This window comes from Burkholderia sp. SIMBA_051, from assembly GCF_046534915.1.
Classification (GTDB): Bacteria; Pseudomonadota; Gammaproteobacteria; order Burkholderiales; family Burkholderiaceae; genus Burkholderia; species Burkholderia ambifaria.
Genome location: NZ_JAWRXS010000723.1, coordinates 1 through 245, shown reverse-complemented (window position 1 = coordinate 245; position 245 = coordinate 1). Strand labels below are relative to the sequence as shown.

Annotated in this window: 1 protein-coding gene; it reads left to right on the top strand. The window is 69.4% G+C overall.

All coding sequences use genetic code 11. The annotated features are described in order from the left end of the window. Positions 1-245, top strand: a 245-nt coding sequence (locus tag SB771_RS36355) for an SDR family oxidoreductase (RefSeq protein ID WP_410722205.1), incomplete at both ends; no start/stop codon positions are given.

The window sequence follows — 245 nt, the reverse complement described above, 5'->3', positions numbered from 1 at the left end:
GTGACCGGGCTGCGCGGCAGCGGCGGATTGCTTGACTACTCCACCAGCAAGGGCGCCATCCACGCCTTCACCCGGGCGCTGGCGTCCAACCTGGCGCCGCAGGGCATCCGCGTCAACGCCGTGGCGCCGGGTCCGGTATGGACCCCCTTGAACCCGGCCGACAGGGACGCCGAAGCCATCAAGTCATTCGGCAAGAATACGGATCTCGGCCGGCCCGCCCAGCCGGAGGAAATCTCGCCCGCCTA